Source organism: Corynebacterium tapiri (assembly GCF_006334925.1).
In the GTDB taxonomy this organism is placed as follows: domain Bacteria; phylum Actinomycetota; class Actinomycetes; order Mycobacteriales; family Mycobacteriaceae; genus Corynebacterium; species Corynebacterium tapiri.
Genome location: NZ_VDHJ01000002.1, coordinates 1 through 26,340, shown reverse-complemented (window position 1 = coordinate 26,340; position 26,340 = coordinate 1). Strand labels below are relative to the sequence as shown.

Sequence of the window (26,340 nt, the reverse complement as noted above, 5' to 3'; positions counted from 1 at the left end):
GACACTACGCCACTGCCTGCGATAATGCTATTTGTGTAGCCACCGTCACGATCGCACGACGCACTGCCTCACCTGGGCGTACGTCGAGACCTCAGCCAGGAAATCTTCATCGTGGCATGTCAGTACCAGTGCCGCACCATTGCGCAACGCGTCGGCGATGATGCGATGCACCCGTTCTCGGCCTGGTAGGTCCAACCCGGTATCGGGTTCGTCGAGAAGCACGATCTCCCTGTTTGCGCCACATACGCTGGCAACTTGAGCCACCCGCAGGTCTGCCGAGTGCGCATCCAAGGGGTGCTGCTCAGGATCAAGACCGAGGCTGCGCGCGCGATCGTCGCTAGCGAGCATCAAACCAAACGTGTGGTGCAGGACTTGATCGCGCGCTCGCTGGAAAGCAAGCACTGCCGGGACGTGATGCACGGGTACATCCAGGCCGGCCAAGGCGCGCAGAAGGGACGTCTTTCCCGCACCGTTTGGCCCAGCAAGGTGGGTGACCGCCCCAGGCTGAACGGGGATGTCGATCGGCCCGATCACAGGTTCAGCGGCGAGCTTGCGCCACCACCGCTTCTTGCCTGCAGGATGGGCTTCCACGGACTTGACCATGCGCAGCGGTGCGGAAGGCTCAACCTCCTCAGGTAGCGCCAGGGCGCGGTGATCTCCTCCTATCCAATGGGGCTCGATCCCCAACTCGGGTACTCCCCGAAGCTCGATAATCCATACATCTTCGGGCCAGCGACGACATAGACAGGCCAACGCTTGACGGGAGTGAGCATCCAGCCCTTCGAAGCACCGATCAAGAACGAGCGGGCCCGTATGCCAGGCGAGCACGCTGGCCAATGCCAGCCGTCTGGTTTGGCCGCCGGATAAGGTCCGCGGATCTTTTTCTGCGCAATCCGCCAGATCCACCAATTCCAGGGCTCGGCGCGCGCGTTGCGCCAGTTGCTCCGGTGCAATGCCCTGCTGTTCTAGCCCATAGGCGACTTCCTCGATCACGGTTGCCCGCAGTAGAGAAAGGTGGCAGGCGGCATCGGGGAAAACGTGGATCGCGTTGGGAAGAGCAGAACACAGTTGCTCGGCCAGCTCCCCGATCCCATCGGCGAAGGTTCCCACGCGGTGATGCACACTCACGCTACCCACCGCCCCGCAAGAGCAATTCCTACGGCCACGACAGGGAGAAGCCAGCGCAGCGCCCGCTGCAGGCGACTATCGGGGACGGGTCGAAGCAGGGTGCGCGGACCCGGATTATCTATGCCGAGTTGGTGTAGCGCCTCGGCTCGCTGAGTAGATTCCGCGAGCATGTGAGTCATCACCATGAGCGCTTGGCGCGGCACACGCAGTACCTGCGAACGTTCGTCCTTTTCGATGCTCACCTGCACCCGATCTGCGCCCTTGACCCTGGAGGCAGTCTCGCGGGCCGTTCCCACAACCTGGAAGGATGCCCCGACAACGTAGGCCCACCGCGCACCGCCGGAAGTGACCTGGAGTGCTTTGGCCATTTCGGTAGAGCTCGTCCATGCCATTGCTCCCACAACTGAAGCCACCAGTGCGCTGAATCGTAGCCCGAGGTGAAGCGCCTGCCCTAGCCCGTCTGCTGTCAGCAGGGGCGCCAGGGGCACATCTCCGTACGGGGCGTAAATGACCACCATCGACAACCAGGTGGGCAGGCTCAGTCCAGTAACTGCGAGGGCCGGCGCCCAATGCCTTCGCAGAGCTGGCGCAAGCATCCCCAGGGCGATGATCGTGGCGTTGATCCACTCGGACTGCCCCAGCAGCACCAGCACAAAGCCGCTCAGCCCGAGACTCAGGGCAGTCCAAGGATGAATCATGCGCGAGAGTCGTTGGTCTTTCGTGGCGTTACAACGGAGCGCGGAAGCCGCGAGACGCACAGGTAGACCAGGGCGAAGACCAAGGCCTTATCCAGGGGGTCGGACACGAAGGACTGCAGGGTGACCGATTGCAAGAGAGAGGCCCCGATTTCCCGGAAAGCAGAGACCAAAAAGCCCGTCCCTACTCCCGCGGTGCCTCCATAAACGAAGGCTGCCACCGGTGCTGCAATCGCACCGGCAACAAGCCCCACTACTGCGCCCGAGACCACGGCCTGCCACAGCGCAGACATCCAGCCACGATCTTTGATCCAACCGGCTGCCCATCCGATGAAGGCGGAGCCGGCAGCAAAGGGCAGAGCTGCGGGGTTAAGCAGGCCCCACACCACAGAAGACAATGCGCCCGTCGCCATCCCGGCAGCAGGTCCTGCCAGCACGGCGACCAGCACCGTTCCCACCGAATCCAGATACAGCGGGATGCCGCTCTTTCCGATGATCTCGCCGATCACAATGTTGAGCGCCAGCGCAATGGGGATGAGAACCAGGGCGCGCGAAGAGATTGAAGGCAGGGCCGAGGCGATAAGCAACAGCGCACCGCCGACATATCCGACCAAAGTGATCAAGGCAGGGGTGCTGGCGCCGACGGATTCCCAATCGACTGGCCTGACGATGACGAGGTAGAGCCAGGTGGCAATGATGAGGCCTGCACCGCAGAGCGCGAAAATGCGCGTGCGGACGGCCGAGGAGCGAGGTGACGGGGTCGCACTGGTCACGGCGGAACCTTTGAAAACCTTTCAATTCTGCCCAGTGCGCACAGCACTGAGCGCGCCCCCTATGTCACCTCGGGAAGCTGCAGTCATTTGTGTACGAAAAGCAAAGCTAGCACGTACCGTGCCCCTCTCCCCCGTTCGCGGTGAAAAGAGATGATGGGCTAACTCGCTAAAATCTGCGCAGCACGGCGAAGTTCTCGATGCGCTTGGGCATAATCCGCCTGCGTGAGCAACGCACAGTTTTTCGGCTTCCCCCAATGGCCCCGCAAATCTGCCACGCTCGTTCCTCGCATAAGAGGTGAGTCTGCCTCGACTGCCACGGTGGTTTCAGTGGTGCGAACGTCTACGGTTCCCAATGCCGCCATGATTGTGAGCGCATCGTGTATTTGCGCCTGATAACCCTCACCTTGCATGCGGTGGAATTCAAAGTAAAAGCGCACAATCTCGGGCAGGTATTCCGCTAAGGGCACCTCGGCCAGATCCTGCACAATAGTGTCCAGCTCCGTAGGCCCGACGAGAAATCCCTCCGTGACATTCAACGGGCACAGCAAAAAAGGTTCCTGTGCTACTTCGAATGCTCGAGCTGCCGCGTGGGGATCAACCCAGAAATTCCATTCCGCGGTGGGAGTAGTGTTTCCGCGGTAGTTAATCGCACCACCCATCACGGCGACCTGGGAAAATCTGTTCAACAATTCGCCTGCTTGGGCTGCGTTGGTCATGGGGCCAGTAATGATTAGCTCCGCAGGTCCTTGGTCCAGGCACTCGCGCCACAGGCTGACCCAATCGCGTCGATAAGCCCGCGGCGGAGCCTCGCAATACCCCAGTCCGGCATGGCCGTGCGTTTCCGGAGTTGTCACCAACTCCACACACTTCGGCCCGTTCTCTCCCGCCGCCACCGGCACTTCTGCCCCACACAGCTCCAGGACCCACGCCGCATTGCGTGCGGTGGTATCGACATCGACGTTTCCGGCTGTGGTGCTCACCCCTACCAGCTCGATCTCCCCAGCTCGATGAAGACCAGCCAGGTACATCAGCGCCAGGGTGTCATCGATCCCGGGGTCGCAGTCCAGAATTACGCGGCGTGGGGTCATAGCTTTTCGACGGCCCTAAGAGCTGCTTGGGGAGTCGTCCCCGGATGGTGGCGGAGCACCATGCGCGCGAGCTCGTCAGTGCTTTCTCCGCGTGCGCGCCGGATGCGCAGCTCTTCTCTTTCCACAGTCGATAGCGTTACCGGGGTCGTCGGCCCATTCACCATCATGAAGATTGCCGCCAGGGCGATGACAGCCAGAGAAAGGTAAGACACAACCGCCAAGGGGGAATCTGGCTCGGGGGCCAAGAGAATGATGGCAACGGACAGAGTGACCGAAAGTGCTGGAAACACGAGATAAGCGTGTCGGCCCATGTTCTTCCTCCTCGGTCACCGAGATCTCCAACCGTGGTTCATGCCTTTCAATTAGTCACACTGAGACATGTCAACCAATAAGCGTTTACTTAACGTTAACCGCTGAGGCATCTGATCTCCACCGAAACCAGGAATTTTGGGTACTCTTGCCCCTCACTCGTAGGCGATACTTTCCACTGCGATGCTTAACAAAATCGTGCTGAGCTAGGGGGTGTCTCAGCGACTTCCCAACGTCTCCCGAGCCGGCAACCAGGCCACCAGAGCCATTGCTGCTACAAGTGCACACAAGGCGAAGGCGTAGCGGAAGCCAAAGGCATCTGCCGCCCAACCCACCAAGACCGGACCGACGATCTGACCTGCGTCCATTGCCATTTGGTAGGTCGAGAGCACAGTTCCCCCGGAGCGCTTGTTACCGATGACATCGGCAAGAACCGCTTGTTGGGAGGGATTAAGCAATCCGGCAAAGGCTCCAGCACACAGCGACATCGCGAGCAACCCAAAGACAGTTTCGACCCAACCCATTGCACCAACGAATATTGCGCTACCGAAAAGCCCCCACACGATGAGAGGCTTCCTCCCGTATGTATCGGCGAGCGTGCCAGAAAACTGGAGGCACAGCGCATTGCCGGCCGCGAATGCAGCTAATGCTAGACCCGCCATTGCTCCGCCGTGGACAAAAATTCCCGCGGCAAACAGGGGCAGAACGGACACTCGCACGCCCATATTCACCCAGCCGTGCGCCATGTTCGACGCCAGAGCCGCGCGAAAGGCTGTGTCCTTCCAAGCTTCACGCACTGTCAACGGCGCCAACGCCTCGCGCTGGGCAGGCCTCTTATGAGAAGTGGCAGGCATGAACCGCATGACCACCCCGGCGGCTGCGCACACCCCGATCGCATAGATGATGAATGGCCAGCGCATACCCAGAAAGGACAGTGCTGCACCCACTACAGGTCCAATTACGTTTCCCAGCAGGAAAGCAGATCCGTACACCGCAGAAGCCCGACCGCGAGCTTTGGGCGGAGACAGGCGCACAATGAGGCCCATCGCCGAAACCGTAAACATCGTGGAGCCGACGCCTGCGATGGCGCGCAAAGCCAAGATGTGCCAATACTCCTCCGCAAACGCAATGAGACCAGTGGCGATGGCAACGGTGAACAAGCCCGTCAGGTAGACCCGACGAGAGCCAACGGCATCAATGAGCCGGCCCGAGACGGGGGCAAACACCAGCCGCGACACAGAGAAAACGGCGACTACCAGTCCCGCTGCCGCCATGGTGACATCGAAACTGACCACAAATTGCGGGAGAATCGGTGCGATCAGCCCGTATCCCACCGCAATCAGAAATGCGGCGCTGACCAGAATCCAGATCTCGCGTGGCAGTGCTGTTGTCGTCTTAGCGGGTGTAGCGAGATCAGTACCACCTTCGTCCATTGCGGCAACCACCTTTAATCACATCTGCAAGCCAGCCTGGCGTTCGAACATTTGTTCCAAACCGTGACGGGCCATGCCCACCACGTCTTCTACATTCACCAGCTATGAACGCACCACAAGCCGTAAACCTTCCCTACTACCTGACGGAGACGTACCACGAGGAACTGGCCCGACTGCGCTCCATCATCCCTCACCCACGAAGCCTGGCGAGAGCACAGGCTAGCTGGCGACCACCCGTGGTCACCTTGCCCAAGGTGCAACATCAAGGCTTGCGAGCCTCGGTTACCCGGCACCGCGTGGGCCCACGGGCCCGGGCAATCGTGCATGGCTATGGCGAAGAAGAACTTCCCGCCTACGTCATCGCCATCCGCATGACAGACCCGTTAGGGGCCCGTGTAGATACCGATGTCGCTGAAGGATGGGTCCGCGCGCTCCTCGGCAACTCTCAGGTGGAGTGCGTGCACGTCATCGGCGAGCGCCATGCCCCGACTTTTGTGTGGCTTGCCGACGCCAACTACCAGCCCCTACGCTCCCCCGCCTCACTGTTTGCGCACGCGAGCGCAGCATAGGCCTCGATCAAAGGGCAGCCGTGGCTAGCTCTCGGGGAGGTCGCCTTCGTCTTCGTCGTCCTCTTCACCCTCACCGAAAAGGTCATACACATCGGGTTCGTCGAAGTCTTCCTCGTCAAAAGGATCGAGCTGACTTTCCCACGAGTCCGCCTGGTCTGCGGCAAGAGACAAGACGTCAAAAAGCTTGTCAAAGTCGGTGAACATGCCCAGACTCAAAACCTCATCCGTGGCCTCGCTCTGCGCATCCAGGAAGAGCTGCTGCCGGTCCTCCTCGGACAGCACAGCGTCTCCATCCGACTCCCACAGCTCCTCGATGGCGTCATCGAGCACATCGTCGTAGCTCGCCCCCACCACGACGAATTCGACCCGAGCGCTGGGTACCCCATTGATCACTTCCACGAGGACGAGGAGTTCACTGCCCTGTCCCACTTCGGCGCGCACCAAGTGGGGATCAATAGCATCCTGGAAGAACTCCAGGTCCGAAATCCGCTCATCGGTCCCCTCGAGCAGATCGCGCAAGACAGTAACCACTTGATCCGTGGCTACATGGCGCGCGACAGTGGCCACCGCATCTTCAACCGAAAAGATGACCGACACCAAGACGGCTTCGAATTCCTCATCCCCCTCGTCAACGTCAGCTGCGGCGATGTAGACGTTCGCGGCAGGCAGGACAGGATCGATTTCGACGAACTGGATCTCCAAGTCCGAGGTAATGGGCACGAACATGACATCGTCGTTGACCCGCGACTCAATACCTTCCGCATCAAGTGCGGTAGCAATCTGCTCGAAAAAGCTCATGGCCTCGTACGATTCCTTCCGGTGACAGTGGGACGCGTCGCCAACAAGGCCGGCGACGATCGTCCCCAGCCTAGCCACCGGAAAGCAAACGCGCGCGCAAACAACACTCGGGCTTGCGCCTCTATAACGCGCTAACGCCTAACTCGGCTGTTAGCTCAGGCCGGCCCAAGCCCCACGACGTCATGTGGAACTGCCCCCATGCCTGCCGTTTAGCAGGCTTTGGGTCGTCGATCACGCTCGATTGCGTATCGAAGATCATCGTCTCTCGCCGGCCCTTTTCACCCACGCTGTAGGTGGGCCACGTGTCCAGCGGAGTGCCGTGGTGGAAGAAGTGAGCCCAGTGGGACTGCATGTGCTCGACTACTTCGTCGTACCCCTGCATGCCTCCCAGCTTGGCAATGGACCCGGAGCGGGACGAGTGCGGATCAGCAAACACTGCGGAAAGCTCCACCGTGTGCATCGCCCCCAGCCCCAACACCCGCAGGGCTTGCGGAGCGTAGTCGAAGCGATACATCCAGGTGTCGTTGTGCGCGGCATGCTCTTCCGCGGCCCGAATAGTCGGTCCCCAGAACATGGCGTCTGCCAGCAGGTCAGCAAACTCTTCTCGCGTTACAGCCCCGTCGTACGCGTCCAGGACCTCCTGCGAACCATTGGGGTCGTAGGCATTGAGGAATCGCTGCGCGGCACGCGTGCGACGCGATGTGCGCTGGTAAATGAATTTGCCAAAGCTCGCTTCGTCAGCATTCGTGCCGATGATGAGCGGCACCTGCGCCTGATCCCCGCGGTCAAACGTGGTCAGAGGGTGCGAGACCAGCATCTCCCCATCGACTGTGGGAGCGAAGCAAGAGTTTAGGTGCCACAACTCGCCCCCACGCCACATCATCGACTGTCCAGCCCGTACAAGGCTGGCTAGCTCCACGTCTCGCAACTCCTGCAGAGAGGCGTGTGCGGGTAATCCGAGGCGCTGCAAAAGGCGTTTGGTCCACATGTGCGACTGAGCACGTGAGTGAACCTGAGCCAGCGGTGGAGATTGCGCGACAGCTCGATGAAAGAGGCCGTTAGCTGGGGGGCAGGCCATGAGCGAGGCCACGGCAGCAGCACCTGCGGACTCGCCCATGATGGTCACGTTGCCGGGATCGCCCCCGAAGGCCTCAATGTTCTCGGCTACCCATTGCAGTGCCAGAAGTTGGTCGTGGAGCGCGGGCGTGGCTACGCAATCGTCACCCTGAGTTCGCATGTCAAGGTAGCCCAGAACTCCCAGGCGGAAGTTGACGGAAACGTAGACCACATCCATGCTGCGCACCAGGTTGTGCCCTCGAAGCACTGGTTCGAAGGACGAACCGATGACAAACGAGCCACCGTGAAAGTAGACCACCACAGGCAAGCGATCGTCAGTGTGGGGTCGCACGACATCGAGGTTTAGGCAGTCCTCGCTCCCCAACACTTTGTCGTTCCATGAATAGGTCGGCTGCGGGGCTGGCGCTCCATATTCAGAACAGTCCAGCTCTTCACTCCAAGGGCTGGCGGGCTCTGGCTTGCAAAAACGACGAGCTCCGGAAGTCGGAGCCCCGAAAGGGATCCCCCGCCAGGTTCGCACGTCCCCGTCTACTACCACTCCGCGAACCACACCTGTAGAGATGCGTGCGGTAGGGCGAGATGAGTCATGCGTGGTCATGTTTCCCAATGTAATAACAGCACCGTGCACCATGCTGAGCAGCCCGCAACTGCCAGGCCAGCGCCGCAGATCTGGGAGCCAACTGACGGCTTACTTAGCGGGAATGAGGTCAACGCCATTAGCGTTATGTGGCACGATAAAGACAATTCATCAAGAAATTTTTACTTCCCAGTCCCAAGGAGGATTAGGTCCCAATGGCTACCAACAACGATTCGGTTATCGACGACCTCGGAGCTGACCACAAGGCAATCGCCGAGAATGTGGGACCGGTAGGCCGCGCACTGCTTACTGCTCTTGACCGTGCGGTTTCTATGCAGGCCTCGTCCATCGAGAACTACGTCAATTACCTGCGTCGCCGTAATCCAGACGCCTCCCCTGCCCAGATCCAGAAGATCCTGGACAATCACTTCTCACGCCTGGCCACCGGTTCCGGCGCTTCGGTGGGCGCTGCTGCCGCCATCCCGGGCATCGGTTTTCTCACTGGTAGCGCTGCCGTCGCCGGCGAGTCCATAGTATTCCTGGACGCTGCGGCCTTCTACACCGTAGCCAGCGCTTATGTACGTGGCGTGGACATTCACGACCCCGAACGTCGCCGCGCTCTGGTCCTGCTGGTTCTCCTCGGAGCTAAGGGCATCGCTGTCGTCGACGTCCTGGTCGGCGACCTGGCGGATCCCAAGAACCCGCTTGCCGCGGCCCGCGCGCTGGGCAGCTTCTCCGGCCCAAAGCTCGCTACCGTTAACAATCGCCTCATGCGGATGGCGATGCGCCGAGTGACCAAGCGCTTGATGCGCGGTTGGATCGGCAAGATCATGCCGCTGGGCATCGGTGCGGTTGCCGGCACCATCGCTAATCGACGCCTCGCCGGCGAGATCACGCAGAACATGCGTGAATCCCTGGGAGACACCCCGCAGGCATTCGCCAATGACGTTCCTCCCGCTCCCGCCAAGGACAAGTCGGTTCAGGCCGACGGCAAGGACGCTCAGCAGGGCAACGTGGTCTCCCGCCTTCTGGCCCGCATTCGTCCCGGCAAGAATTCCGATTCCTTGACCGGAGACGAGGCGGATGATCAGAAGCTGGATCAAATGGCACTCGATGCCATGGCCCAGGCACACGCTGATGCTGACAAGAACGCCGCCGCCGACCAGGCCGCCCGCGAATTGGACGACACCGACGGTTCTTCCTCTAACGCATCGTGAGTCGTGGCGCCCGGCTGATCGCGGCGCGCATCCGCCGCCATCCTTTAACGGCCGCTGCCATCGTGATAGCAGCCATTCTGGCCGTAGCAATGGGATCGGCAATTCCGCTGCTGACCGGGCGCGCCATCGACAGTGCCCTGCACCCGGGTTCCCCGGCGGGGTCGGGGCCCATCGAACTTCGGTGGATCATCGCCGGACTGGTCGCTCTTGCCTTGGTGGAGTACGGCCTTAATTTCGCACGGCGTTATCTTGCCGCGCGTCTTGCGGCCAGCGTTCAACACGATGTGCGCACAGACGCATTGCGCAGCCTGCAATCCCTCGATGGCCCTGGCCAGGATGCGGTGGTCACCGGCCAGGTCGTCTCCCGGTCTATCTCTGACCTCAGTGCGGTCTATTCCGTCGTCGTCACCTTGCCTATGGTGCTCAATCGGCTTACGCAGCTGATTTTCACACTGGGCGTGATGGTGGTGATCTCCCCTTCGCTCACCGTGATCGCGCTAGGTCTAACTCCCGTCCTGGTTGCTCTTGCCTTGCGTTCCCGCCGCCACCTTTACGCTGCTACCTGGTCCGCACAGCAGGCAGCTGCCGAGGTGGCCACCCACGTGGAGCAAAACGTCTCCGGTGTGCGCGTGGTCAAGGCCTTCGCGCAGGAAGGCCGCGAGATCGAGCGCCTAGATGGGTTGAGTCGCACCTTGTACGCCGCCAAGATGCGCTCTGCCAAGATCTCGTCCCGGTTTCAGCCGCTGTTGAGTGAGCTTCCGCGCGTGGGCCTCGTCCTCACCATTGTGGCTGGATCCATTCTGGTCACTCGTGAGGCGCTGACCTTGGGAGCCTTCTACTCGTTTACGGTCTATCTGACCACCATGACCTCAGCGGTATCTATGCTGGCCTCGCTGTACGTCAGCATCGCCATAAACATGAGTTCCGTCGAGCGCATCGACGACGTGCTCGCCCTCCGCCCGACCTACCCCGAGGCAGCTGAACCTAGCTCCGTTATCCCGGGAAAGAAGGGTTTGGTGTTCGCCGATGTCCACTTCGGCGACGTAGTTCGGGGCCTCAATCTCTCGATACAGCCCGGCCACGTCACGGCGGTTGTTGGCCCTGCGGGTGCTGGTAAGAGCGTGGCAGCGCACCTTGCCGCAGGCTTCTACCGTCCAGATAAGGGCCGCATTTGTTTTGCTACCAACGAGGGTTTGCAGGACACGCGGGAGCTTTCCTTAACTGATGTCCGCCGACATGTACGGTGCGTTTTCGACGAGGCGGTGTTGATGTCATCGTCGATACGCGACAACATCACCCTCGGCCGAACCGCAACGGACGAACAGATCCAACGAGCCGCGCAACAGGCGTGTGCACACGAGTTCATCGCCCAGTTGGATGAGGGATACGAGACCGTCGTGGGCGAGCGTGGCCTCACCCTGTCCGGCGGCCAGCGCCAACGCATTGCCTTGGCACGAGCGCTGCTGGACGCTCCCGAGGTGCTCATCCTTGATGACGCCACCAGCGCTGTCGACGCATCGACGGAATCCCGGATTCTGAGGGCAATTCGCGATCACAGCCCGACCACCGCCATTATGCTCATCGCGCACCGGGAGTCTTCGCTGGCTTTGGCTGACGATGTGGTGGTTATGGACGAGGGGCGAATCGTTGACCACGGCGCACTCTCCAGCGTGTCCTCGAGACCCGCGTATCGGTCCCTCATGGATAAGCGGGACTCAGATGACCAGACCTTCTCCCCCGCGGACCTCTGGCCCGAGGCCACGGACTCCCCCGCGGACACCGAACCTGACGGAATGAGCGATCAGCTGCGGCAGCGCATCGATAGCCTGCCACCCGCCACAGAGCAACCCGGTATCGCTCTGCCTAGTGATCACACCGCCAATTCCCAGGTCCGACTCGTTGACCTTTTCCGACGTGTTACTGGGCTTATCGTGGGCTCTATCGGCCTCATGCTGATTGGCGTGGCCGCCTCCCTGGTCTTCCCGCAGTTGATGAAGCTCGCAGTCGATCGCGGGGTGAGTTCGGGTCAGGCTTCCGTCCTTGGCTGGCTAGCGGTGGCTGGCCTCACCGTCGTCATCGGGGCATGGCTGGCTGGCGTATGGCAGACGATTCTGACCGCGCGCTCTGGAGAGCGCCTGCTTTATGGCCTGCGGATTCGTGTGTTTTCTCACTTGCAACGGTTGGGGCTGGACTACTTTGAGCGCACTCGATCGGGCTCGATCATGACGCGGATGACCACGGACATCGATACCCTTTCAACCTTTCTGCAGACGGGGCTGGCCAATGCAGTGGTGTCGCTGGGAACCCTGGTCGGTGTGTTGGTCATGTTGGTTGTCACCGCGCCGTCCCTGGCTGGCCTCGCTGCGGGCATCATTCCCGTGGTGCTGGCAGTTTCTTTGCTCTTCCGCAGAGTGTCCCGGCGCCTGTACTCCGCAGCTCGTGAGCAGGTCTCTGTGGTCAACGCGGAGTTTCAAGAAAACGTCACCGCCCTTCGGCTCATCCAATCCTTTGGGACGAGTCACACCATGCATCGCCATTTCTGCGATTCCTCGGCGCGCTACCGAAAGCTGCGCATTCGCGCCCAGACCGCGGCCGCGGCATATTTTCCGGGAATGCAGGCCCTATCCAAACTCGCATCCGCTGGAGTTCTCGGGTTGGGTGCCAGCCAGGTCGCCCGTGGTGAGCTCTCTGCAGGAACGCTCATGGCGTTTCTGATGTATCTCGGCGTGTTATATGGGCCAATTCAGCAGTTGGGAATGGTCTTCGACTCGTACCAGCGCGCCCAGGTTTCGTTGAACCGGCTGCGTGAGTTTCTGTCCACCCCAGAATCGGTTCCTGACAGCGGGCGCCTCTCCCAAGCTCAGCAGGCGTCAGGGGACACCCTGTCGTTTAATGACGTCGCCTTTGCCTACTCCCCTGATTCCCCGCCTGTGATTGAGGGACTCCAACTGCAGATTGATCCCGGTGAAACGGTCGCCGTCGTGGGAGCAACTGGCGCAGGAAAGTCGACGTTGGTCAAGCTGCTCGCCCGAATGTATGACCCGTCCTCTGGAGTCATCCGAGCCGGGCAGTCCGACATCCGAGACTTCCCGGTACAGGAGTGGCGACGCAGCATGGTGCAGGTTCCCCAGGACGCCTATTTGTTCATGGACTCGGTGGCAAACAACATCCGCTATGGGATGCCCGAGGCCTCCGATGCAGACGTTGAGGACGCGGTGCGTCGCCTCGGGGCCCTGCCAATCATCGCCAAGATCCCGGGAGGCTTCCGCCACCGCGTCAGCGAGCGTGGACGCGAACTCTCCTCTGGACAGCGCCAGGTCATTGCTCTCGCTCGTGCTGAGCTGCTGCGTCCCAGGGCGATGCTTCTCGACGAAGCAACGGCGACCCTCGATCCGGCAACCGAGGCCACATTCCTTGATTCGGCAGAACGCATCACTGCAGGCCGTACGTGCGTGATGGTGGCACATCGACTGGCCACCGCCCGGCGGGCCGATCGTGTACTTGTGGTCGAGCAAGGGCGCGTCATTGAAGACGGAAGCCATGATCAGCTGCTCAGCCGAGGTGGGGCTTACGCCCATATGTGGTGGGTGCAGTCACAGGTTGACTGACTCGACCTCGTACACTTGGGGTGTCATGGTGACTAGCCCGAGACACCCCCAGATTCGTGCGGTCGTGCACCTCCGGTTCAGGGGTGGGGCACGCTGTTTCGGCTAAGGTAGAACACCACGAAGAACGCATACATAACTCACAGCATTTAGGAGACCCTCTTCCGTGAGCAGCGCGAGTACGTTCGGCCAAAACCAATGGCTGGTCGATGATATGTTCCAGCAGTTCCAGAAGGACCCTGAGTCGGTGGACAAGGAGTGGCGCGAGCTTTTTGAAAAGCAGGGAGCTCCCTCGTCCAGCTCTGAGAAGTCCGCACAGCCGAAGAAGGCAACGAATTCTTCGAGCTCCTCCGAGTCCACGAAGTCCTCTGCACAGTCGGCTTCTAACAAGGGCAAGGCCGGAACGGGACAGGAAACCCCCGAAGGCGGCGAGGACCAGGACGCCGACGCCGGAGCACAGGGCAAGCCGAGCGATGCGCAGGCCCCGAAGTCCCCGAAGACTGCTACCGGCGATCACCAGGCAAAGGCCGTCGCGGAAGAAAAGTCCGCAAAGAGCGAGAAGGCTGTGCGCAAGCAGCCGATCTCGCCTTTCGAGGCAGCCAAGGACGCCCCCACCCCGGGAGCCAAGCAGCTCAAGGGCATGTTCAAGGCAATCGCTAAGAACATGGACGAGTCGCTGGAGATTCCTACCGCCACCACTGTGCGCGACATGCCGGTGAAGTTGATGTTCGAGAACCGCTCGATGATCAACGATTACCTGGCCCGCACCAAGGGTGGCAAGATCTCGTTCACCCACATCATTGGCTACGCCATCGTGCGCGCAGTGATGAACCACCCGGACATGAACCTGCGCTACGAATTGGATGAAAAGTCCAAGCCGCAGGCTGTTACCCCGGAGCACATCAACCTTGGCCTGGCCATCGACCTCCCGCAGAAGGATGGCTCGCGAGCCCTGGTGGTGGCTGCCATCAAGGAATGCGAGAAGATGGACTTCTCCCAGTTCGTGGAGGGGTACGAGGACATCGTAGAGCGCGCCCGCAAGGGCAAGCTCGGCCTCGAGGATTACCAGGGCGTCACCATCTCCCTGACCAACCCCGGTGGCATCGGAACCCGCCACTCCATCCCGCGTCTGACCAAGGGACAGGGCACCATCATTGGTGTGGGTGCCATGGATTACCCGGCAGAGTTCGCAGGCACCTCCGAGGATCGCCTGGCAGAGATGGGCGTGGGCAAGTCCATGACCGTGACCTCCACCTACGACCACCGTGTCATCCAAGGTGCAGAGTCCGGTGAGTTCCTGCGCACCATTTCTCAGCTGCTGGTCGACGCCAAGTTCTGGGATCACATCTTCCAGTGCGTTGGCGTCCCCTACACCCCGATGCGTTGGGCTCAGGACCTCCCGGATGCGGGCATCGACAAGAACACCCGCGTCATGCAGCTCATTCAGGCTTACCGCTCTCGCGGTCACCTGATTGCAGATACCAACCCGCTGGGGTGGAACCAGCCGGGTCTGCCGGTCCCCGATCACCGCGACCTGGACCCCATGACCCACGGCCTTACCCTGTGGGACCTGGATCGCACCTTCAACGTTGGCGGCTTTGCTGGTCGCGAGACGATGACCCTGCGCGAGGTTATGTCCACCCTGCGCAAGGCCTACACCTTGAAGGTGGGTACTGAGTACACCCACATCATGGACCGCGACGAGCGAGAGTGGATGAAGGAGCGCCTGGAATCAGGTATGCCCAAGCCCACTAACGCCGAGCAGAAGTACATCCTGCAGAAGCTCAACGCTGCCGAGGCTTTCGAGAACTTCCTGCAGACCAAGTACGTCGGCCAGAAGCGCTTCTCCCTCGAGGGCGCCGAGTCCCTCATCCCGTTGATGGACGCTGTCATCGATACCGCGGCCGGCCAGGGCTTGGACGAGGTCATCATTGGCATGCCGCACCGCGGTCGCCTCAACGTGCTCTTCAACATCGTCGGTAAGCCGCTGGCCAACATCTTCAACGAGTTCGAAGGCCGCATGACCGGAGGCCAGGAGGGCGGCTCCGGTGACGTGAAGTACCACCTCGGCGCCGAGGGTGAGCACATTCAGATGTTTGGCGACGGGGAGATCAAGGTATCTCTGACCGCCAACCCGTCTCACCTTGAGGCCGTCGACCCGGTCATGGTGGGTATGGCTCGCGCTAAGCAGGACATGCTGGACAAGGGTGAGGACGGATTCAGTGTCGTCCCGCTGATGCTCCACGGCGACGCTTCCTTTGCGGGCCTGGGCATCGTCCAGGAGACCATCAACCTGTCTCAGCTGCGTGGTTACAAGGTGGGCGGCACCATCCACGTCGTGGTGAACAATCAGATCGGCTTCACCACCACCCCAGACTCTGGTCGCTCCACCTACTACGCCACCGACCTGGCCAAGGGCTTCGACTGCCCGGTCTTCCACGTCAACGGTGACGACCCGGAGGCAGTCGTCTGGGTTGCCCAGCTGGCTACCGAGTACCGTCGCCGCTTTGGCAAGGACGTGTTCATCGACCTGATCACCTACCGTCGCCGTGGCCACAACGAGGCGGACGACCCGACCGTGACGCAGCCGGAGATGTACACGCACATCACCGATCGCGAGTCGGTGCGCGCCAAGTACAACGCCGAGCTCATTGGTCGTAACGACCTCACCGAGGCTGAGGCCGAGGCTGCTGCTCGTGACTTCCAGGATCAGATGGAATCTGTGTTCGCGGAGGTCAAGGAAGAGAAGTCTGGCCCGCAGGAGCAGACCGGCATCGCCGATTCGCAGACTCTGTCCAAGGGCCTGGACACCTCTGTTACCCAGGACACCCTGGACGCGATTGGGCAGGCCTACGCCAACCCGCCGGAGGGCTTCAACTACCACAAGCGCGTTAAGCCGGTGGCTAAGAAGCGCGCCGAGGCCGTTACCAAGGGCGGGATCGATTGGGCTTGGGCTGAGCTGCTCGCTTTCGGTTCGCTGGCAGCCGAGGGCAAGATGGTCCGTCTGGCTGGTGAGGATTCCCGCCGCGGTACCTTCACCCAGCGCCACGCAGTTGCTTTCGACCCGGAGACCGGCGCGGAGTACAACCCGCTCCACGAGGTGGCCGAGGCCTCGGGCAACGGCGGCAAGTTCATGGTGTACAACTCGGCGCTGACCGAGTACGCGGGCATGGGCTACGAGTATGGCTACTCCGTCGGAAACATCGACTCTGTGGTTGCTTGGGAGGCCCAGTTCGGTGACTTCGCCAACGGCGCACAAACGATCATCGACGAGTACGTCTCCTCTGGCGAGGCGAAGTGGGGTCAGCTGTCCAACCTGATCCTGCTTCTCCCCCACGGTTACGAGGGCCAGGGCCCGGACCACTCCTCCGCCCGCATCGAGCGCTTCCTGCAGCTGGCCGCAGAGGGCTCCTACACGGTCACCCAGCCGACGACTCCGGCGAACTACTTCCACCTGCTGCGTCGCCACGCTCTGGGCACCATGCGTCGTCCGCTGGTGGTGTTCACCCCGAAGTCGATGCTGCGCTCCAAGGAAGCAGTGTCCTCCCCACAGGAATTCACCGAGATCACCAAGTTCCACTCCGTCATCAACGATCCCCGCCTGGTGGATCTGGATGGCAAGGCTGTGGGCGACACCAAGAACGTCAAGAAGATCCTCCTGTGCTCCGGCAAGATCTACTACGACTTGGAGAAGAAGCGCCAGGAGCTGGGACGCGAGGACATTGCCATCGTGCGTCTCGAGATGATCCACCCGCTGCCGTTCAACCGCCTGGCAGATGCGTTCTCCGCATACCCCAACGCCGTGGAAATCCGCTACGTGCAGGATGAGCCGGCTAACCAGGGTGCGTGGCCGTTCGTCAACGAGCACCTGCGCGAGGCCGTTCCGGATCTGCCGAAGCTCAAGCGCGTTTCCCGCCGCGCCCAGGCTTCCACCGCAACCGGCATCGCCAAGGTTCACCAGATGGAGCAGCGTCAGCTTCTCGACGAGGCCTTCGCCGACTAGTACTGCGGATGAAGCACAAAGCCCCGTGCGTTGACCGAAAGGTCAGCACACGGGGCTTCGTCGTTAAGCAAAATTGACGGCAGCGCCAGCGCTATTTCTCGGGCGACTCCCCGATTCCCTTGTTGGTGTCGTTCTTCTTAGAGTTCGACTGGCTATCGGCGTTGGTAGCCAGCGAAACCGAGCCGAACCATGCTTCCACGGCTTGCTGCGCCGAGGTCTTCTGGGCCTTTTCGACGGTGCGATCCAACTCCTCGTTGGTAACCACCTTGGTTAGATCCGTGACCAGTTTGAGCTCGTTGCGGTCAAACAGGGACTTTCGGAACACCGGCATGATGCTCTGCGGGAGAGAATCAGCCGGGCTTTCCGTACATCCTTGGGCGCTGGACGAGTCTGTCGAGGTGATGTGGGTCGGCAGGGATGCCATCGCAGCCTCATAGGTGGCCACGATGAGGTCATCGTCATTGGGATCAACCACTCCGGACGAATCATCTGCCTCAGCGGCAACCTGTTCTGCCGAGTTCGGGTTGATCTGAGCGAGCAGATCCCCGCTGCAGGCCACCACGAAGTCTGTGGAAGCATCATTAATGCTCTCCAGACTGTGGCTGCGCTGCCTTGATACCAGCACGACCTCAGCATCTCGCTCTTGAAGGCTCAGCGCCTGAGCGTACATTTCTGCCAATACCTGCTGCGTCAGATCGTCCTCCGACGCAGAGATGCGCACTGTTCGCGTCGACTCTGGGCTGATGTGGCCGTGGGGTTCTTGCGCAGCGCATGCGCAAAGGCCGGCGCCACTGAGGACGCCGGCACACAGAAGTGAAATGGCGCGAATAGGGATCATGATCCTCCTGTTGATTCGCGCCTAGCGTACTACTGCTTAACGCTGCTCCGGAAGCTGAGTCTGGCTCTGCCCCAAGGACTCCTCGTGTGCGCCGGCGCGCTCATCCAGCGGGCGAGCCAAGCCCATCTGGACAATCATGTCGCGTGCCTTGGTCGCGTGATCCGGGTGGCAGATCACGTCGTAACGCCCTGCGACAATCGCAGTCTGCGAGGTGAAGTCACGGCGACCACCGAAAACCCCATAGGAGACGGCCGCCATGATGGTGCCAAAAATCGCACCCATCAGAATGCCCCAGAGCAAAGCGTTGAGCATCGGCCCTCCCAGGATGGAGAAGAGCAGGCCGAAAAAGAGACCCAGCCACGCGCCGGATGCGGCGCCACCGAGCAGCACCTTTCCCCAGCTGAGACGGCCCAGAACATTTTCCACCTCGATGAGGTCGACACCGATGATGGCGAGGTGCTCGACCGGGAACTTCTCGTCAGACAGGGCGTCCACTGCCTTCTGGGCCTCGGCGTAGGTGCCAAAACTTCCGACCGGCCAACCCGAGGGGCGCCCGCGCAGGTTCATACGTTGTGCATTCGGTTGAGACGTAGCCATGTAAAACTCCTAATGAATTCGATGAGGAAAAATCGCTACCAAAGGGCGGAAAACCAGGTGCTACCTTTTCAACGCAGGAGGTAGAAATTTAGTTCCCACAGGGTGGCTAGACTGTCCTGTTATGAGTGTCGTGACAAAGGTTTTTGCGGGCCGCCTCGTTGGCCTCCAGGTCCGCGGGCCTGACTTCACCGTTGTGGGGCGCGTCCGCGACGTCGTGGTCAACGTGCGCCCCGGCAGCGTGTCGCGCGCGCTCGGACTCGTGGTCGAGTTGGCAAACAAGCGCAAAATCTTCGTCCCCATGCTCCGCATCGCGGCCATCGAGCCAGGCAACGTCACCCTGGTGACCGGATCGGTGTCCATGCGCACCTTTGCCACCCGAACTGCAGAACTGACCGTCATGGGCGACCTCGTCGGATCCAAGGTCCACACGGACGACCCGGACTTTGCCCGGTTGCATTCCAAGGCACTGGAGATTGCCGACGTCGAGCTCGAGCGCACACGTACCCGGGATTGGGTGATCTCGCGCGTGGCCGTATTCGAAAGCCGACCGTCGTTTGGGCGCGCTCCCGTGTTGCGCACTATTGAGTGGCAGTACCTGCACGGGCTGACTGCCTCCGGAGTGGGAGACGCCTCCCCCATCGCGGAGATCATCGCCGCTTTCGACGACATGCGCCCGGCAGACATCGCCAGCTATGTCCACGAGCTCACTCCACAACGACGCCACCTCGTAGCGCGCGCCCTTGACGACGAACGCCTGGCGGACATCCTCGCCGAGTTGCCGGACGACCACCAGGCCGAACTGCTCGAAGCCCTCGACATCGAGCGCGCTGCCGACGTGCTGGAAGAGATGGACTCCGACGACGCCGCCGATATCCTGCAGGTCATCGACGATGCCAAGGCCGAAGTCCTCCTGGAGCTGATGGACCCCGAGGAGTCAGCTCCCGTGCGTCGCCTCATGAGCTTCGCTGACGACACCGTCGGTGCGCTCATGACGCCTGAGCCGCTTGCGCTAACCCCGCAAACCACTGTGGCAGAGGCACTCGCGCTCGCGCGCGAACCCGACCTGCCGACCTCCTTGGCCTCCCTGATCTTCGTCGTGCGCCCGCCCACGGCCACTCCGACCGGCCCTTACCTAGGTTGTGTTCACCTCCAGAAGCTGTTGCGCGAACCACCCTCGACGCTGATCGGCGGAATCCTCGACCCGGACCTTCCTCCCTTGTATGCCGAGGACACCCACGAGACTGCGGCCCGTTACTTTGCCACCTACAACCTGGTGTGTGGGCCCGTCGTGGATTCCAATAATCACCTGCTCGGAGCCGTCGCAGTGGACGACCTGCTCGACCACCTGCTCCCAGAAGACTGGCGCGAGACCGGATTCCGCCCGGAGGTAACCCATGGCTGATAACAATCGTCACGCACTTGATACCCCCGTAGCGGGTAAGAAGCGCTCGTTTTTCTCGCTAGACGACGAAGCGATCGGCGACGCTGCCGAGAAGGTGGCACGATTCTTTGGCACTGGGCGCTACTTGATGTGGCAAACCGTCATTGTGGTCATCTGGATATGCCTCAACGTGGGCGGATTCTGGTGGAACTGGGACCCCTACCCATTCATCCTGCTCAACCTGGCGTTTTCCACTCAGGCGGCATATGCCGCACCGCTGATTCTTCTGGCACAGAACAGGCAGGAAGACAGGGACCGCGTCACGCTGGCCGCCGATCGGCGCCGCGACGAGCTCACCAAAGCTGATACTGAGTTCCTAGCCCGCGAGTTGGCTAGCGTGCGACTGTCACTGGGTGACACCGTCTCCCGCGACTACCTGCGTCGCGAGCTCGAGGACGTGAAGTCCCTTCTCGAACGCGTGGAAGCCAAGTTGGACGACGCTGCTGCCGATAGCGCCAATACCCCCGAGGATCTGCGTGATCCGATCCAGGGCGATCTCGAGGAGGATGCTCACCGGGACTAGGGTGAGAAAGCACTATGTCTATTACTGAAGCACAGGTACGCGAGGCGCTGGCACGCGTCGACGACCCGGAGATCGGCAAGCCCATCACCGAACTCGGCATGGTTAAGTCCGTCGAGGTCAACGGCAAAGATGTGGCGGTTGTCATCTACCTAACCATTGCGGGCTGCCCGATGCGCACGACCATCGAAGGCAACGTGCGTGCCGCGATCGAGGAAATCGACGGCGTGGGCAATATCTCCATCGAACTAGACGTGATGAGCGACGAGCAACGACGTCAGCTCCGGCAGAATCTCCAGGGCGTTAACGAGCCGGTGATCCCCTTTGCCCAGCCAGGGTCGACGACGCGAGTTTTCGCCGTGGCGTCAGGTAAGGGCGGCGTGGGTAAGTCCTCCATGACGGTAAACCTGGCTGCTGCTCTGGCAGCTCAGGGCCTACGCGTGGGCATTCTCGATGCCGACATCTACGGCCATTCCATCCCCGGCCTCCTAGGCTCAGACCAGTCTCCCACCGTGGTCGACGAGATGATTCTGCCGCCTGTCGCGCACGGCATTAAGCACATCTCCATCGGACAATTTGTGGAGGGTAACGCTCCTGTGGTGTGGCGCGGTCCCATGCTGCATCGTGCCATTCAGCAGTTCCTGGGCGACGTGTTCTGGGGAGACCTCGATGTCCTGCTCATGGACCTTCCCCCGGGAACCGGCGACGTGGCGCTTTCGGTCGCCCAGCTCGTTCCCAACGCTGAGCTGCTCATCGTCACCACCCCGCAGGCTGCGGCGGCGGAGGTCGCAGAGCGTGCCGGATCCATCGCCCAGCAGACTCGACAGCGGGTCGCCGGAGTCATCGAGAACATGTCGGCCATGGTCTTGCCGGACGGAACCACTATGGAGATCTTTGGCTCCGGCGGTGGCGAACAGGTCGCCGAACGTCTGTCCGCGCTGACCGGGCACTCGGTTCCGCTGCTGGGGCAGGTTCCCCTCGATCCCACGCTGCGCGAGCGCGGTGATTCCGGCACCCCGGTGACCGCGGCTGAGGCCAAGGCCGACTCTCCGTCCTCTGCCGCCATCACGGCTATTGCGGAAAAGCTGGCGGTGCGGCGCGAGTCACTAGCCGGCAAGCCGCTCGGACTCGGGGTTCAGCGCTAGAGCACATCCTCCCAGGAAAACTGGGCTTTCTGCGGCTTCGGGGGATTCTGGGGGTTGTAGCCAGTATTACCTGCAGGATCAGCGGGTCCCGCGCTGGCGGCCGTCGAGCCCTGCGCGCGCTCGGCCTGCTCAAGCGCATCCGCCTGCTTGCGCAACCGGCGGGCAGCCTGCGCCGGGGTCTCCCGCGTGGGATCGATACCAGTTTCAGCGAGTATGCGACGCGGATCAAAGTCGTCCAGTGCGCTATCGTCGCCGTCGAAAAGCGCCCTCGTGATGGCGCGCTTGGGGCCCAGACGCCCCCATTCGGCGGCTTGCGCGATGGGCTCGCGGAACTCGGCAAACTCGTCACCGAAAGTCCCGTCGAGTTCGGCCCGGGCGTTGGCAATGCCCTTCCGAGCAGCATAAATCGCTGCGCGCACGTCCTTGAGCAGGCCCGGAAGCCGCTCAGGTCCGACCACGATGACCGCGACGATCACCAGGACGGCGATTTCTACCCAGCCGATATTGTCAAACACACATACACCTTAGGCACCTAGGGGTTTGCCTGCTTGCTTTGGCCCGCAAATATCTAGCGGTGTGAAGGACGAAACAGGCCGCGAACGACATGATCTACCCGGTCAAAAATATCCTCGGGATGACCGTGCGTAGCCGATTCCGCTCCGGGTCCCGGCCCCACTGAACTGCCGGAAAGCCCGCAGAGGCGATTGAGCAGATCTGGAGGGGTGCACACCTGATCCGCGTCAGCCTGTTCTTTCACCAACTGCGATGCCTTGCGTTGCGCTACGACTTCTCTGCGGCACTCCTCACAGTGGATAACGTGCATCCGGGCCCGCCTTTGCGCTGTGGCAGAAAGCTCGCAGTCCACATAGGCCGCCACTGCCTCCGGGCTGAGGTGCTCGACGGAATCGTATGTCTTCTCCCGCTTCTTGCGCGAGCGGTTCGCCGATGGCTTGATCATGTGCATCACCGAGCCGGAAGAAGTGCTCGCACTTCTTCGTTGTTTTCAGCCGCGGTCTCAATGAACGCTCGCAGTTGCATTCGCCCTCGGTGGATCCGTGAACGCACGGTTCCCATCTTCACGCCCAGGGTGTCCGCGATTTCGTCGTAGCTCATTCCCACCACATCACAGAGCACCACAGCCACGCGGAAATCAGGGCTCAACTCGTCGAGCGCTGCCTGCAGCGTCGGGTCCAGTCGGGTGGTGGTGTACACCTGCTCCGGCGTCATATCTGAGCCGGGGACGCGATCGTAATCCTCCGGGAGTGCTTCCATACGAATCGTCGCGCGGTGACGGACCATATCCAGAAACAGGTTCGTGGTAATACGGTGCAGCCAGCCCTCGAAGGTTCCCGGCTTGTACTTCTTCAAGCTGCGAAAGACGCGCATGAAGGTCTCTTGAGTGAGGTCCTCCGCGTCGTGCTGATTACCGGATAAACGAAACGCCAGGCGGTACACGCTGTCGGCGTGCTCGGCCACCAGATCAGCCCAGGCGGGCATGTCCCCAATCCCGGCGTCAAAATCAGCCGTAGAGGAAGAAACAGGGGACCCAGAAAAACTCATGCGAACCATTGTTCCTGATACCTCTGGCAAAGGAAACACGCACAGGGCATCAAAAGAGTAACGGTTACCTTGCTAAGGCATAGACTGTCCCTGTGACTGAAACGGTGAAGGCGGCCATCGCCGCACAGGTGGACTACATCAACGCTACGACCGCGACGGATGAGCACATCGAGCGCGCCCGCACCACGGCGGCCGAGTTTGGAGTGCAGTGCCCGGACGAGGCAACCGGAAACTTGCTGAGCACTCTGGCAGCAACCGGTCGCAACGCCCATACCTCCGGCGCCGTGATCGTTACCCCCGCAGCTGGCCTGGTCGGCCTTCACGTACTGCGCGGCCTCAACGACCGCCAGACCCTGACCTGCATCGACCCCGAGGCGGAGCATCATCACAGCGCTCGCGAGCTCTTCCGGGCCGCCGGTTTTACGGGTTCACGCTCCCGCTTCCTGCCCTCCCGCCCCCTGGATGTCATGGGCCGCCTGACCAACGGCGCCTACCACCTCGTGTACCTCGACGTTTCCGGGATGGACATGGTCGCAGCTGTACGCGCCGCCTTCCCGCTCCTGAGCGTGGGGGGCACCATCGTGCTGGCGGACTCGCTTCTCGACGGCACCATTGCCGACCACACTCGCCGCGACCAGGACACTCTGGGTGCTCGGGCGGCTGACGAGTATGCCCGAGAGCTAGAAGATGCCGTTGTCTCGCGTATCCCGCTCGGTGCCGGCCTGACGTTGATTACCCGCACCGCCTAGAGCCGGCGGGCTCGAGGTGGCTACACCACCTCGTTCTTGCCCACCACCACGACTCCGCCCGGGGACACCTTGAAGCGGGACTCGTCCCGGTTGGGATCGACTCCGATGATCTCGCCCTCTCGGACTACGACGTTCTTGTCCAGGATGGCGTGGCGCACCACGGCCCCCTTGCATACCCGGACACCGGGCAGAAGCACGGATCCCTCGACCGTCGCCCCCTCTTCAATGTGCACACCAGTGGCTACCACCGAGTTGCGTACGGTTCCGCCGGAGATAATCGAACCCGCAGCCACCATCGAGGATTGGGCGATTCCGCCGTTGACGAACTTGGCCGGCGGCAAGTTGGAATCATCCGTGGCGTGAATCGGCCAACGGGTGTTGTACAGGTTGAACACCGGGTGCACCGAGATGAGGTCCATGTGGGCCTCGTAGTAGCTGTCGATGGTTCCTACGTCGCGCCAGTAGCCAGAATCACGCTCGGTGGAACCTGGGATCTGGTTGCCGGAAAAGTCATAGACGTGGGCGTCGTTGTTGCCCACGAAGTACGGGATGATGTCTCCACCCATGTCGTGGTTGGAATCGTCGTTCTTCTCATCGCGCAGCAGGGCATCCACTAGTGCCTCGGTGGTGAACACGTAGTTGCCCATGGAGGCATACGTCATCTCAGGATCATCGGGGGTTCCCGGAGGATCAGCCGGCTTCTCCAGGAATTCCGTGATCGTGCCATCGGCCTCAGCCTGAATGCACCCAAACGCGGTTGCCTCGTGGCGGGGAACGCGAATACCGGCCACGGAGGCGGACTTTCCAGATGCGATGTGGTCGTTGAGCATCTGCGACGGGTCCATGCGATAGACGTGGTCCGCGCCGAAGACGATCACGTAGTCGGGCTTTTCGTCGTAGATCAGGTTAAGTGACTGCACGATGGCGTCTGCGGAGCCGTTGTACCAGCGCTTGCCGCGGCGCTGCTGGGCGGGAACCGAGGCGATGTACTGATGCGTCGGCCCAGAGATGCTCCATGCCTGAGAGATGTGCCGGTCCAGGGAGTGTGACTTGTACTGAGTCAACACTGCGATCTTGGTAAAGCCAGCATTGACAAGGTTAGACAGGACAAAGTCGATCAATCGGTATGTTCCGCCGAAGGGGACGGCGGGCTTGGCACGATCTTCAGTCAGGGGGAACAAGCGCTTGCCTTCACCGCCGGCAAGCACGATGGCTAGAACGTTGGGCTGCGTTTTCACACTTTCCAAATTAGGCGCACGGCCGAGCTTTCGCAGCAGAAAAATTTCCGAGTTCCGCGCAGGGTTCCGCGCAGGGTTCCGCACAAGGTTCTGCATAGCGTTCCGGGCAGGCATCTGCACGGGCGGACGACGATCATTACTCTCGTGGACATGAGAGTCGGAATGATGACCCGCGAGTATCCGCCCGAGGTCTACGGCGGTGCTGGCGTCCACGTCACAGAACTAACCCGTTTCTTGCGTCAGCTCGACGGAGTAGACGTGGACGTGCATTGCATGGGCCAGCCACGCACCGAGGACAACGTCTATGTCCACGGCGTCGACCCCGCCCTGGAGGATGCGAACGGAGCGCTGAAGACGCTGTCCACTGGCCTGCGGATGGCCCATGCTGCCACCGGCCTGGATGTAGTCCACTCCCACACTTGGTACTCCGGTCTCGGCGGACACCTGGCCGGCACGCTGCACGGTATCCCGCATGTGGCCACCGCTCATTCGCTTGAGCCCCACCGCCCGTGGAAGCGCGAGCAGCTCGGCGGCGGGTATGACGTCTCCTCTTGGTCGGAGCAGAACGCGATGGAACACGCGGACGCCCTGATTGCCGTTTCTGCGGGCATGAAGGTTGCCATTGTGGATGCGTACCCGCGTATCGATGCCGACAAGATCCACGTGGTTCTCAACGGCATCGATACGCAGCTGTGGTCCCCGGTCGAAACGTTCGGTGCAGGCTCATATCTGAGTACGTTGGGCATCGACCCGGATCGTCCCATCGTTGCGTTTGTCGGGCGCATTACCCGCCAGAAGGGTGTGGAGCATCTCATCGCCGCTGCCGCGGATTTTGACGAGGACGTCCAACTCGTTCTGTGCGCCGGCGCACCGGATACGCCCGAGATTGCGGCCCGGACGGCAACGGCCGTCGAGAAGCTTCAACAACAGCGCTCCGGTGTGGTGTGGGTGCAGGAGCACCTCAGCGGCGAACACATTCG

General features: G+C 61.4%; 23 protein-coding genes. 9 read left to right on the top strand and 14 right to left on the bottom strand.

All coding sequences use genetic code 11. The features are described from left to right. Positions 1–45 precede the first annotated feature (45 nt). From FHE74_RS01220 to FHE74_RS01195, 6 genes are all read right to left on the bottom strand, one after another. Positions 46–1,128, bottom strand: coding sequence for an ATP-binding cassette domain-containing protein (locus FHE74_RS01220; protein ID WP_139464608.1), 1,083 nt, complete (start codon positions 1,126–1,128; stop codon positions 46–48). Then, positions 1,125–1,826 carry an energy-coupling factor transporter transmembrane component T family protein gene (locus FHE74_RS01215; protein ID WP_139464607.1) on the bottom strand — a complete coding sequence of 234 codons (702 nt, stop codon included), beginning with the start codon at positions 1,824–1,826 and terminating at the stop codon, positions 1,125–1,127. The genes FHE74_RS01220 and FHE74_RS01215 overlap by 4 nt, the downstream gene beginning before the upstream one ends. Further along, a complete protein-coding gene (locus FHE74_RS01210) occupies positions 1,823–2,596 on the bottom strand; it encodes an ECF transporter S component (protein WP_425456310.1) in 774 nt (257 codons plus the stop codon). Before FHE74_RS01210 ends, FHE74_RS01215 begins: the two co-directional genes overlap by 4 nt. 158 nt (positions 2,597–2,754) lie before the next feature. Further along, positions 2,755–3,684: a nucleoside hydrolase gene (locus tag FHE74_RS01205; protein WP_139464606.1), complete on the bottom strand. Its 930-nt coding sequence runs from the start codon at positions 3,682–3,684 to the stop codon at positions 2,755–2,757. Beyond that, on the bottom strand, positions 3,681–3,995 hold the full coding sequence (locus FHE74_RS01200; RefSeq protein ID WP_139464605.1) for a hypothetical protein: 315 nt from the start codon (positions 3,993–3,995) through the stop codon (positions 3,681–3,683). The genes FHE74_RS01205 and FHE74_RS01200 overlap by 4 nt, the downstream gene beginning before the upstream one ends. 216 nt (positions 3,996–4,211) lie before the next feature. Beyond that, positions 4,212–5,426, bottom strand: a complete 1,215-nt coding sequence (locus FHE74_RS01195; RefSeq protein ID WP_139464604.1) for an MFS transporter — start codon at positions 5,424–5,426, stop codon at positions 4,212–4,214. A 104-nt stretch (positions 5,427–5,530) separates the two neighbouring features. Between FHE74_RS01195 and FHE74_RS01190 the strand changes: the two genes are divergently transcribed. Then, positions 5,531–5,995, top strand: a complete 465-nt coding sequence (locus FHE74_RS01190) for a hypothetical protein (protein ID WP_139464603.1) — start codon at positions 5,531–5,533, stop codon at positions 5,993–5,995. A 24-nt stretch (positions 5,996–6,019) separates the two neighbouring features. On the opposite strand, the gene FHE74_RS01185 is transcribed toward FHE74_RS01190, so the two are convergent. Both FHE74_RS01185 and FHE74_RS01180 read right to left on the bottom strand, forming a co-directional pair. Continuing rightward, positions 6,020–6,793: a hypothetical protein gene (locus FHE74_RS01185; protein WP_139464602.1), complete on the bottom strand. Its 774-nt coding sequence runs from the start codon at positions 6,791–6,793 to the stop codon at positions 6,020–6,022. A gap of 121 nt (positions 6,794–6,914) precedes the next feature. Beyond that, complete coding sequence (locus FHE74_RS01180) at positions 6,915–8,468, bottom strand: carboxylesterase/lipase family protein (protein WP_139464601.1); 1,554 nt, start codon at positions 8,466–8,468, stop codon at positions 6,915–6,917. Positions 8,469–8,662: 194 nt separating this feature from the next. Between FHE74_RS01180 and FHE74_RS01175 the strand changes: the two genes are divergently transcribed. The 3 genes from FHE74_RS01175 to FHE74_RS01165 all read left to right on the top strand — a co-directional run bounded on the left by FHE74_RS01175 (position 8,663) and on the right by FHE74_RS01165 (position 17,272). Next, positions 8,663–9,664: a hypothetical protein gene (locus FHE74_RS01175; RefSeq protein ID WP_180339641.1), complete on the top strand. Its 1,002-nt coding sequence runs from the start codon at positions 8,663–8,665 to the stop codon at positions 9,662–9,664. Then, a complete protein-coding gene (locus tag FHE74_RS01170) occupies positions 9,661–13,272 on the top strand; it encodes an ABC transporter ATP-binding protein (RefSeq protein WP_139464600.1) in 3,612 nt (1,203 codons plus the stop codon). Before FHE74_RS01175 ends, FHE74_RS01170 begins: the two co-directional genes overlap by 4 nt. Before the next feature lie 163 nt (positions 13,273–13,435). After that, positions 13,436–17,272 carry a multifunctional oxoglutarate decarboxylase/oxoglutarate dehydrogenase thiamine pyrophosphate-binding subunit/dihydrolipoyllysine-residue succinyltransferase subunit gene (locus tag FHE74_RS01165; RefSeq protein WP_139464599.1) on the top strand — a complete coding sequence of 1,279 codons (3,837 nt, stop codon included), beginning with the start codon at positions 13,436–13,438 and terminating at the stop codon, positions 17,270–17,272. Between the two features lie 91 nt (positions 17,273–17,363). Here the strand turns inward: FHE74_RS01165 and FHE74_RS01160 are convergent, their stop codons facing one another. Then, positions 17,364–18,110 (bottom strand): type 2 periplasmic-binding domain-containing protein, encoded by a 747-nt coding sequence (locus FHE74_RS01160; protein WP_139464598.1) that lies wholly within the window; start codon positions 18,108–18,110, stop codon positions 17,364–17,366. Between the two features lie 36 nt (positions 18,111–18,146). Continuing rightward, positions 18,147–18,707: a YflT domain-containing protein gene (locus FHE74_RS01155; protein ID WP_246049122.1), complete on the bottom strand. Its 561-nt coding sequence runs from the start codon at positions 18,705–18,707 to the stop codon at positions 18,147–18,149. A gap of 121 nt (positions 18,708–18,828) precedes the next feature. Between FHE74_RS01155 and FHE74_RS01150 the strand changes: the two genes are divergently transcribed. Genes FHE74_RS01150 through FHE74_RS01140 form a run of 3 tightly spaced genes read left to right on the top strand, consistent with a single transcriptional unit; the run spans position 18,829 to position 21,813 of the window. Further along, a complete protein-coding gene (locus FHE74_RS01150; protein ID WP_139464597.1) occupies positions 18,829–20,109 on the top strand; it encodes a magnesium transporter MgtE N-terminal domain-containing protein in 1,281 nt (426 codons plus the stop codon). Then, positions 20,102–20,671, top strand: coding sequence for a DUF1003 domain-containing protein (locus FHE74_RS01145; protein ID WP_139464596.1), 570 nt, complete (start codon positions 20,102–20,104; stop codon positions 20,669–20,671). Before FHE74_RS01150 ends, FHE74_RS01145 begins: the two co-directional genes overlap by 8 nt. A 14-nt stretch (positions 20,672–20,685) precedes the next feature. Next, a complete protein-coding gene (locus tag FHE74_RS01140; protein ID WP_139464595.1) occupies positions 20,686–21,813 on the top strand; it encodes an Mrp/NBP35 family ATP-binding protein in 1,128 nt (375 codons plus the stop codon). Here the strand turns inward: FHE74_RS01140 and FHE74_RS01135 are convergent. The 3 genes from FHE74_RS01135 to sigE are packed head-to-tail and all read right to left on the bottom strand — an operon-like array spanning position 21,810 to position 23,373. Next, the gene (locus FHE74_RS01135; protein ID WP_139464594.1) at positions 21,810–22,328 is read right to left on the bottom strand and encodes a twin-arginine translocase TatA/TatE family subunit; all 519 of its coding nucleotides are present in this window, start codon (positions 22,326–22,328) and stop codon (positions 21,810–21,812) included. The genes FHE74_RS01140 and FHE74_RS01135 overlap by 4 nt on opposite strands. A 53-nt stretch (positions 22,329–22,381) precedes the next feature. Further along, a complete protein-coding gene (locus tag FHE74_RS01130; protein WP_180339640.1) occupies positions 22,382–22,771 on the bottom strand; it encodes an anti-sigma factor family protein in 390 nt (129 codons plus the stop codon). Positions 22,772–22,776: 5 nt separating this feature from the next. Continuing rightward, complete coding sequence (gene sigE, locus FHE74_RS01125; protein ID WP_246049121.1) at positions 22,777–23,373, bottom strand: RNA polymerase sigma factor SigE; 597 nt, start codon at positions 23,371–23,373, stop codon at positions 22,777–22,779. Positions 23,374–23,465: 92 nt separating this feature from the next. Here sigE and FHE74_RS01120 point away from each other — a divergent pair, with 92 nt between their 5' ends. Next, on the top strand, positions 23,466–24,122 hold the full coding sequence (locus FHE74_RS01120; RefSeq protein ID WP_139464591.1) for an O-methyltransferase: 657 nt from the start codon (positions 23,466–23,468) through the stop codon (positions 24,120–24,122). 20 nt (positions 24,123–24,142) lie between these two features. Here the strand turns inward: FHE74_RS01120 and glgC are convergent, their stop codons facing one another. Beyond that, entirely contained in the window at positions 24,143–25,360 is a 1,218-nt protein-coding gene (gene glgC, locus FHE74_RS01115) for a glucose-1-phosphate adenylyltransferase (protein WP_180339639.1), read from the bottom strand. 150 nt (positions 25,361–25,510) lie between these two features. Between glgC and glgA the strand changes: the two genes are divergently transcribed. Continuing rightward, a partial coding sequence (gene glgA / locus FHE74_RS01110) for a glycogen synthase (protein WP_139464589.1) occupies positions 25,511–26,340 on the top strand: 830 nt, incomplete at its 3' end.

Coding starts and splice junctions, on each gene's coding strand:
- FHE74_RS01215 (WP_139464607.1), bottom strand. CDS start 1,826: ATGATTCATCCTTGGACTGCCCTGAGTCTCGGGCTGAGCGGCTTTGTG.
- FHE74_RS01205 (WP_139464606.1), bottom strand. CDS start 3,684: ATGACCCCACGCCGCGTAATTCTGGACTGCGACCCCGGGATCGATGAC.
- FHE74_RS01200 (WP_139464605.1), bottom strand. CDS start 3,995: ATGGGCCGACACGCTTATCTCGTGTTTCCAGCACTTTCGGTCACTCTG.
- FHE74_RS01195 (WP_139464604.1), bottom strand. CDS start 5,426: ATGGACGAAGGTGGTACTGATCTCGCTACACCCGCTAAGACGACAACA.
- FHE74_RS01190 (WP_139464603.1), top strand. CDS start 5,531: ATGAACGCACCACAAGCCGTAAACCTTCCCTACTACCTGACGGAGACG.
- FHE74_RS01185 (WP_139464602.1), bottom strand. CDS start 6,793: ATGAGCTTTTTCGAGCAGATTGCTACCGCACTTGATGCGGAAGGTATT.
- FHE74_RS01180 (WP_139464601.1), bottom strand. CDS start 8,468: ATGACCACGCATGACTCATCTCGCCCTACCGCACGCATCTCTACAGGT.
- FHE74_RS01175 (WP_180339641.1), top strand. CDS start 8,663: ATGGCTACCAACAACGATTCGGTTATCGACGACCTCGGAGCTGACCAC.
- FHE74_RS01160 (WP_139464598.1), bottom strand. CDS start 18,110: ATGATCCCTATTCGCGCCATTTCACTTCTGTGTGCCGGCGTCCTCAGT.
- FHE74_RS01155 (WP_246049122.1), bottom strand. CDS start 18,707: ATGGCTACGTCTCAACCGAATGCACAACGTATGAACCTGCGCGGGCGC.
- FHE74_RS01150 (WP_139464597.1), top strand. CDS start 18,829: ATGAGTGTCGTGACAAAGGTTTTTGCGGGCCGCCTCGTTGGCCTCCAG.
- FHE74_RS01145 (WP_139464596.1), top strand. CDS start 20,102: ATGGCTGATAACAATCGTCACGCACTTGATACCCCCGTAGCGGGTAAG.
- FHE74_RS01140 (WP_139464595.1), top strand. CDS start 20,686: ATGTCTATTACTGAAGCACAGGTACGCGAGGCGCTGGCACGCGTCGAC.
- FHE74_RS01130 (WP_180339640.1), bottom strand. CDS start 22,771: ATGATCAAGCCATCGGCGAACCGCTCGCGCAAGAAGCGGGAGAAGACA.
- sigE (WP_246049121.1), bottom strand. CDS start 23,373: ATGAGTTTTTCTGGGTCCCCTGTTTCTTCCTCTACGGCTGATTTTGAC.